Below are 7925 nucleotides of genomic sequence, written 5' to 3'. Positions count from 1 at the left end.
CAATTGTCTATCTTTTGGTATTAACCTATTTGTGCCTTAAGTCCTTTCCTGTATGAATTTCAGCTACTTTTGAGCGTAGTTGCTCTCATCGAATTTTATTTTAAGTTAATTATTTGCATAACAATTCCCGAAGAGCCACAATCTCCTTTAAGGAAACTTATCACAAAAGCTTTGCGTAATTATAGCAAAGATTCTTAGATATGACTGCACTTTATCACAAAATTTCACTATTATTTCGGGTGCGGTGATTTGTTATGTTTCTTGGTTCACAACTTCTTTAACAATTTGTCATACTCTGCGTGAGAGCCTATCCAAAACCAAACAATTACATTCTTACTCTTGATTCTTCCTAGCGCTCTCCAACCTATACCGACTCTGATTGACCAGATCTGGTCTTCTTGATTGACCTCCTTAAATTCTAAGCTTGGATGGCTTGGGTTATCTTGCCATAACTTGTAATTTTTTCTGGCTGTTCTTTTCACTCTGTCTGGTAGCTGTTGAAATAAGCCGACGAAATCTGGATTTAGTTCCGACTTCATAGCTCATCAAATCCCATTTCTTCAGTCTGTCCGTTTTCTGAATCCGCAATAGCTTTCTGAGCAAGTTCTTTGAGAATTAAGCTGTCTTGGGGTTTAGATAATGTTTCTTGCCATTTGATTTCATTTTCGATGTCTTCAATAAACTGCTCTGCCAGTTCGTCTTGAATTGCTTCTGGTAGTTCTTGAGCTTTTTGTACAGCTTTACTTAGAAGTGTTGATAACATTTCTTCTCTTCTCTTGAAAACATAACTACATATTATAGGTCAACTTTCTCTATAACACTCTCTGGGGTAACGATATGGGTCAACTTTCTGTATATCACCCCATTTAGGCGCAATCGCCGGAACTTTTCCCTATATCACGACCAAAAGCGTGTTAGCCAGATTAGCCTATTGCCAAAAACCTTGGTTAACTAAATTCCTGACAATTAGGCTCATTCTAGCGATGATTCTTCGATCTGACCGCACCCATTGACAAAAATTTACAATTATTCGACCTTTAGCGATCGCTATCGGGGGATAGTTGTTTTTTGTTACAGCAGTGGGGAGAAGGGAGCGGGTTTTTCAAGTTGGATTGGCAGTTAATCATGCTATTAAAAACCGATTCAGTATAAAGACCCCGTTATGCCGTGTCCCTACAGATAGACTTCAACGGCTCTAGCATTCGGCGCGTCACGGAATAAAAATGCGTCTTGCGCCTCGATAGGTATCAATATCAAGCACAATTTCAACAAGACTTTCAACACACCGACCTCGATATTCGGAATCATTCAAAAGCCGATCAGCATTGCTAACGGTGATCACAGGCAATGACTCTGAGGTATTTTCTTCACGCAGGACCTGCTCTAGGGAATCTTTCCCTTCCATACTGCGATTAGCGGTAAGCAAAATCATCTGATTCTCTTGAGCAAGTCGCCAAACCGTCCTGTCATCACTGTTGATCGACAAATCCATCTCTGCAAAGGTGACGAACTGCATCGGGACGATATCAAGCCAGCCCTGAGTTGCGATCGCACCAAAGAAAACCAAGGCATGACCTTTGAGATTGTGATCAATCAAAAAAATCATACTTTCGACTCACGCTTTGCCTTAGCCACTCGAAGCTTTTCCCAAGCAGCCTCGGAGCCTGGCTTAGGTGGTTGCGCAGCAATACGGGCAACTCGCTCACGATTTTGCTCTTCATAATATTGTCGGAGTTCTTCAGCTTCTTTGAGAACTTGCTGGTACTCAGCCTCTACATCCGCACGATGAGCCTCAATATAAGCCAGGGCAGTGTTAATTTGCTCTTCCGTCAGATCAAATAATCCCTGAATGAACTTAGGTGGATATTGAGCAGTCACATAATCCATCACATCGTAGAGGGTGATGCGGGTTCCTGCGATCGTCAGTCCTCGCTCTGTACGAATGATATCAGTTTTTCCATTAGATGCGAGCGTCATAGCTATAGTCTCAGTCTTTCACCATCTCATTCCATATTACCGCATGAAAAAGCAAGGTGAGCAAACGCCCACCCTGACTACTAATTCGCAAGCTCTTTAATCCTCAACCCAGACTTTCAAAATGTATTTCAGCCTCGTTCCTGCATCTAGCCAGTAGTGAACTCCAATATCTGGCAATTCAGTATCACCAGGCCCCGTACTACAAGATCGGCGATCAAATTTAGACCACAGCTTCAATCAATGGGCATGGTGCGTTCCCCAAAATCGATCGCTGGAGCAGTAGGAGCCACATTAGGGAACGCACCCTACGGCGATTGCGTACTGCTACGCAGTGCCTTCGGCATCGCACTGCCATGTCTAGGAGCAAAGTGACGCTCGCGGCATCGGCAGCTGCAACGATCGGTTAGCCAGCGGTTACACAGGTAGCCAGGTATCCCGGTTTGGCAATGGGCCAGCCAACTTGCAGCGGGCAACAGGCGTCAGTGGATCAACGAGACCCTTCGTCTTATCTGACATGATAGAGTTGCCGAAGTTCATAACGTCGCAAGGCAGGACTGACCCGTGCACCCATTCAGAAATCGATCCATGTCGTGAAAAAAGCCGTCGTAACCAGAAAGGTTTACGAAACTTACTTGGTCCGTACTCGGCAATTGAGTTGGCAACGGGAGGATCATCGCCACGTCGGATTCCGACGTTATTGGGACGCTCCGCCTGTGCGTAAAGGGAGTGATCGAATTGCGCCACGGGATGAACGCTTCCATCATGGACGTGGGCAGTCGGGAAGAAAAGGGCCGTTGAATTCCGCGTCCTAAACGACAATGCCATGGGATGGATCCGCATGTCTCCAGATCGAAGCTGAAAGACGGCAAAACCAAAGTCACTGTAAAGCGGCAGCTGTTTCCAAACATCCTCTGGAAGGCGAAATCGAAGATCAAGTCTGTGAAAATCCGCGAGTGCGGGTACGAACGAAGCGTCAAACGCGCCAACTCGATGAACCATGAGATTTCTAGGACTCGCTCTCGCGACAGCGACGCCTTTGCTACGCATTTCCAGCGGCTGCGGGAAGCATCGATCCATGTCGCGAAAAAAGCCGTCGTAACCAGAAAGGTTTACGAAACTTACTTGGTCCGTACTCGGCAATTGAGTTGGCAACGGGAGGATCATCGCCACGTCGGATTCCGACGTTAGGCGCATCTCATACACTAAGTGCTGACGGTCGCCATTCAGGCGAGCGTAGATCTTCGTGTTGGACACCTGTTGAACGTCGTGAGAAAAGATACACATTGGATTGCGTCTGCCTAACTACATATTATGCGGAAACTTTCTGTATAACACTCTATTTAGGCGCAATCGCCAGAACTTTTCCCTATATCACACCCAAAAGCGTGTTAGCCAGATTAGCATATTGCCAAAAACCTTGTTTAACTAAATTTCTGACAATTAGGCTCATTCTAGCAATGATTCTTCGATCTGACCGCACCCCTTGAAAAAAATTTATAATTATTCGACCTTTAGCGATCGCTATCGGGAGATAGTTGTTTTTTGTTAGAGCAGTATGGAGCAGTCTAACTGATGGCTATATTTCCAGATTATCGCCCGCAGGAAACCAATCTTCATCGAGAATTTGTTCAAGGGAACCAATGGGAATAACGGGGAAAGTATCGAGGGGTAATTGAGAGCGGTCACTGGCATTTTTTCGGGCTGAAAGATAACATTCATCAAAAATTTCCAAAAGATAAGGTTTCAGACTAGGACTATCTTTAAGTTCATCTAATATATCGAGACGAAAAGTTCTAATCTCTCCCTTCCAGTGACCTTCGTTTCTCTCTCTTTCTGCCGCCCAATATTTGAGCTTAAGTAAATGTTCTAATAATCGGGTTAACAGACTTTTAATTGTGCGCTTTTCACTCCTTCCCATACTTGCTAATTCCTCTAGTAAATTCTCTAAATCTACCCGCTCAAACTGTCTGGCTTGCAGTTGATTAATAGTAGTTCTAATCCAGAGATAAAAGTCTTCTTCGTACAGAGTTTTATTTTCCATAAATACTCACTTAAACTAAATAAAACGGGGATAATCATAAAACTTAACTATACAAACTAGCCACATATTCACCGTAGCCATTATAGGGCAGAGTTTCGATAATTTCCCAAGATAAATCACTTCTACTGCCGATAAATTTCTCCGTTGCTTGCGACCAACGGGGATGGGGTTTACTGGGGTTGACATTAGCCTCAAAATCGTATTCGTGAGCGTCAATTGTGTTCCAGTAGGTGGCGGGTTGTTTGGCGGTAAATTCAATTTTTACTATCGATTTTGCTCCTTTAAAACCGTATTTCCAAGGAATAACCATTCGCAAGGGTGCGCCCTGTTGTTTCGGTAAATCATGACCGAAAATTCCCACAGCAAAGAAAGCTAATTCGTTGGCCATTTCTTCAATTCTTAAACCTTCTGTATAGGGCCATGGTAAGGCTCCTAAATGTAATCCTGGCCCCTGGGTAATTTCTGGATTATAAAAGGAAGTAAAACGGACGAATTTAGCTTCTGGTTTTGGTTCCACTGCCGCAATTAAAGCACTCATCGGAAACCCCAGCCAAGGTAAGACCATTGACCAAGCTTCCACACAACGAAAACGATAGATTCTTTCTTCGAGAGGAAAGGTTTTTTTAATAGTATCTATATCGTAGGTCTGGGGATTTTTTACCAATCCTCCCACTTCTACCGTCCAGGGATTCGTCGGTAATTTCTGCGCTTTTAACCAGATATTTTTCCCCCCTCCGAACTCATAAAAATTGTTATATCTCCCCGCTACAGTTTCGGCAGCTATGGGGCGATTTACCGTTAAAAACTGCGGATTCTTGCTGAACCCTTCAATTTTAGGTAATTGTAAACTTTTTTCTAAAGCTTCCGAGGAGGAGGATTTACCACAAGCAGTTAATAATAGGGAACTCCCCGCAATTCCTGCCCCGATTAACCCCTGTAAAAAGCGACGACGGTTAAAATAAACACTTTCGGAAGTAACTTCATTTTCGGAAATTTGCCAGGATTTAGCTAAACGAATTAAGACCATAATTATCCCCAATTTTATTGACAAAAAAGCAGAGTTATGATATGGGATACCACAACTCTGATTGTACAATAGTTTGTCAGTTTTTTTAAGAAATTTCGGCGAGCATCGGGGCAGTAACCAGAGGTTCCCGTCGTCCTTTTAAGACCATGGGAACTCCTCGCGAGGGAGCAAGGGTGACACCGCGACGACTGGGTTTTTCGGGGGTATTATTAACTAGAGTTAACTGATAATTAGCCAAAATTGTGGCGATAGCGATTTTCATCTCGTAGATAGCTAAAACTTCCCCGATACAACGACGCGCCCCACCACCAAAAGGCATATATTCGTAGGGGGTGAATTGTTTTTCTAAAAAGCGTTCCGGTTTAAAAGTATGGGAATCGGGGAAAGTTTGCTCGCGGTGGTGGGCCAGATAAATACAACCCATAAGAATTGTCCCTTTTTCTAAAGGATAACCATCTAGTTCTACCGGTTTTTCCACTACTCGCGGAAAAGTTAACATTCCCACGGGATGAATGCGTAAAGTTTCCGAACAAACTGCCGAAAGATAGGGTAATCGAGTTATGTCAATGGGGTTAGGATTATCTCCTAAAGTGGCTATTTCTTGGAGAATTTTTGCTTTAATTTCTGGATAGCGATGAGTCCAGTAGAGCGCCCAAGACATAGAAGTGGCTGTGGTTTCATGACCGGCGAATAATAAGGTCATTAATTCATCGCGCAATTCCTTATCGCTCATCGGGTTGCCTTCTTCATCCCGGGCGGACATCAGTAGTGATAAAATATCGGTGCGATTGGGGTTAGGATTAGCTTTTCTTTCGGCAATTTCTGTATAGATAATATCATCAATTTTTTCTTGGGAACGCTGGTATTTTCCCCAGGGACTCCAAGCACCCAAATCAGCCCGCAAAATTGGGAAAAATAGCAAAGAAGCCATCACCGGAGAGTTAAATATATCGAGCATTTCAGCCAGAATTTTTTTCAGGGTTTGATAACGTTCCCCTTGACTAATTCCAAAAACTGCCTCCATAATTACTTGTAAAGCAATCGCTGTGGTCGCTGAACGGGCTTTAAAAGGTTGATTTTGGGGCAATTCTGCCATTACTCTCAGGGTAATATCGCGGATTAAATCGCCGTAGAAACGCATTCTTTCCCCGTGAAAAGGTGGCAATAAAAGCTGACGGCGTTTTTTGTGGATGTCTCCGTCTAACATGACGACGGAATAATCACCAATAATCGGGGCAATAATCCGATTGGCTTCCCCCGGTGCCGAGAATTGTTTACGGTCATTAGTTAAAATTTGTTGTAGGGCCGAAGGACTACTGACAAAGATAAAATTATCTACAGTTAAACCCACTTTTGTGCTAAAAATATCGCCATGCTTGCGGGCGGCATTTTCCATAAAAGCTACGGGATTAATGATCCATTGTGCCATTTGCAGGAAGGTAGGGGCTTTGACCTTGGGGAGGATTTTCATAGATTAATTGCTATATCGAATGCTAATTATTTCTAATTGTGACATTTTTTCCCCAGAGACGGCAAGGTGTAATAAGCTGCCCGCGCATTTAAATTGCTTATTGAGATGAGGCAAGAGGCACTCTTGCAAGGGGCAAGAGGCAAAAGTAAAGGGATTAGGGGAGATTTAGCTAATCTAAGGATAGGCAGTTAAGATACCTCTCAGCTTATCAAGTAAACAGCAAAAATTACCGGGCTGTTGCTCGTCCTATCTTCTCCCAGAGAGGGGGATTTTCTGGGAATTTTCAGGATTGGCTTTCTGGTCTAAACAATGATAACTACGGTAGAATAGCCCCTAGTTCTATTTAATTCGCTTTTATAGTTTAATCTCTCTTTTATTCTCTTTTTAGGGACTTGTGATGATTATTTCCCAGTCCAGCAACTGGAAAAAGCTGGTTATTTGCCGTTATTTGCCGCTGCTAATCGCCTTTAGCGGCACTTTTCTCCTGACTACTCCCCCCGCTTTTGCCCTCGAATCCAGTGCCTCCACAGGTTTTAATCCTCAAACTATTCTTTTCCATGCCTTAACTTGGGTGGATAGTTTGGGAGCCGTGGGAGCGATCGCGTTTATAATTATCTATATTCTAGCTACTGTGGCCTTTTTTCCAGGTTCAATCCTGACTTTAGGGGCTGGTGTGGTTTTTGGCCTGGTTTTAGGCTCTTTTTACGTCTTTATCGGGGCAACTATCGGCGCTACTGTCGCTTTTCTGGTGGGACGTTATCTGGCTAGGGGTTGGGTGGCGGAAAAAATTCAAGGTAATAGTAAATTTCAAGCTATCGATGAAGCTGTAGGGAGAGAAGGTTTAAAAATAGTGCTTTTAACCCGGTTATCTCCCATATTTCCTTTTAATCTGCTCAATTATGCCTATGGTGTCACCGGGGTTTCCCTGAAAGATTATCTACTAGGTTCCGCAGGCATGATTCCGGGGACGATAATGTATGTTTATATTGGCTCTTTAGCGGGCAGTCTTGCCACTATCGGGACCTCGGCACCAGCCACTAACCCAGTTTTACCATGGACTATTCGCCTGAGCGGTTTTATCGCCACCGTTGCCGTCACCCTCTACGTCACAAAAATTGCCCGTCAGGCCCTGGCATCAGTTATCAATGAATAGTAATCATTTATCAGTCAGGGGTGTGGGGGAATGGGGAAGTGGGGGAATGGGGAAGTGGGGTGTGGGGTGTGGGGTGTGGGGTGTGGGGTGATGGGAAGTGGGGTGTGGGGAGTTTTCTCAGTTAACTGATAACTGATAACTGATAACTGATAACTGATAACTGATAACTGATAACTGATAACTGATAACTGATAACTGATAACTGATAACTGACTCCTCAAAACCTAAGACACTGCACCTCACAACTATGGGAATT

General features: G+C 43.8%; 10 protein-coding genes. 2 read left to right on the top strand and 8 right to left on the bottom strand.

The window, feature by feature from the left end:
- Positions 1-266 precede the first annotated feature (266 nt).
- The 4 genes from PX482_RS24100 to PX482_RS24085 form a co-directional block, all read right to left on the bottom strand.
- Positions 267-539, bottom strand: a complete 273-nt coding sequence (locus PX482_RS24100) for a ParE family toxin-like protein (protein ID WP_043998982.1) — start codon at positions 537-539, stop codon at positions 267-269.
- Complete coding sequence (locus PX482_RS24095; protein WP_002758339.1) at positions 536-763, bottom strand: hypothetical protein; 228 nt, start codon at positions 761-763, stop codon at positions 536-538. The genes PX482_RS24100 and PX482_RS24095 overlap by 4 nt, the downstream gene beginning before the upstream one ends.
- A gap of 447 nt (positions 764-1210) precedes the next feature.
- A complete protein-coding gene (locus PX482_RS24090; protein WP_002758341.1) occupies positions 1211-1606 on the bottom strand; it encodes a hypothetical protein in 396 nt (131 codons plus the stop codon).
- Complete coding sequence (locus PX482_RS24085) at positions 1603-1977, bottom strand: DUF433 domain-containing protein (protein ID WP_002758343.1); 375 nt, start codon at positions 1975-1977, stop codon at positions 1603-1605. The genes PX482_RS24090 and PX482_RS24085 overlap by 4 nt, the downstream gene beginning before the upstream one ends.
- A gap of 818 nt (positions 1978-2795) precedes the next feature.
- On the opposite strand from PX482_RS24085, the gene PX482_RS24080 reads away from it, so the two are divergent.
- Entirely contained in the window at positions 2796-2978 is a 183-nt protein-coding gene (locus PX482_RS24080) for a hypothetical protein (RefSeq protein WP_002758344.1), read from the top strand.
- A gap of 575 nt (positions 2979-3553) precedes the next feature.
- Here PX482_RS24080 and PX482_RS24075 read toward each other — a convergent pair.
- The 3 genes from PX482_RS24075 to PX482_RS24065 form a co-directional block, all read right to left on the bottom strand.
- The gene (locus PX482_RS24075; protein WP_288123130.1) at positions 3554-4018 is read right to left on the bottom strand and encodes a DUF29 domain-containing protein; all 465 of its coding nucleotides are present in this window, start codon (positions 4016-4018) and stop codon (positions 3554-3556) included.
- Positions 4019-4061: 43 nt separating this feature from the next.
- On the bottom strand, positions 4062-5045 hold the full coding sequence (gene msrP, locus PX482_RS24070; protein ID WP_288094747.1) for a protein-methionine-sulfoxide reductase catalytic subunit MsrP: 984 nt from the start codon (positions 5043-5045) through the stop codon (positions 4062-4064).
- Between the two features lie 85 nt (positions 5046-5130).
- Entirely contained in the window at positions 5131-6516 is a 1386-nt protein-coding gene (locus PX482_RS24065) for a cytochrome P450 (protein ID WP_288123128.1), read from the bottom strand.
- A gap of 397 nt (positions 6517-6913) precedes the next feature.
- Between PX482_RS24065 and PX482_RS24060 the strand changes: the two genes are divergently transcribed.
- Positions 6914-7669 carry a TVP38/TMEM64 family protein gene (locus PX482_RS24060; RefSeq protein WP_288023693.1) on the top strand — a complete coding sequence of 252 codons (756 nt, stop codon included), beginning with the start codon at positions 6914-6916 and terminating at the stop codon, positions 7667-7669.
- Positions 7670-7683: 14 nt separating this feature from the next.
- Here PX482_RS24060 and PX482_RS24055 read toward each other — a convergent pair whose 3' ends face one another.
- Positions 7684-7890, bottom strand: a complete 207-nt coding sequence (locus PX482_RS24055; RefSeq protein ID WP_288123126.1) for a hypothetical protein — start codon at positions 7888-7890, stop codon at positions 7684-7686.
- Between the last annotated feature and the right edge of the window lie 35 nt (positions 7891-7925).

It is taken from the genome of Microcystis sp. M53602_WE12 (genome assembly GCF_030065455.1).
Lineage (GTDB): Bacteria > Cyanobacteriota > Cyanobacteriia > Cyanobacteriales > Microcystaceae > Microcystis > Microcystis aeruginosa.
This window is presented reverse-complemented; position numbering and strand designations above follow the sequence as displayed.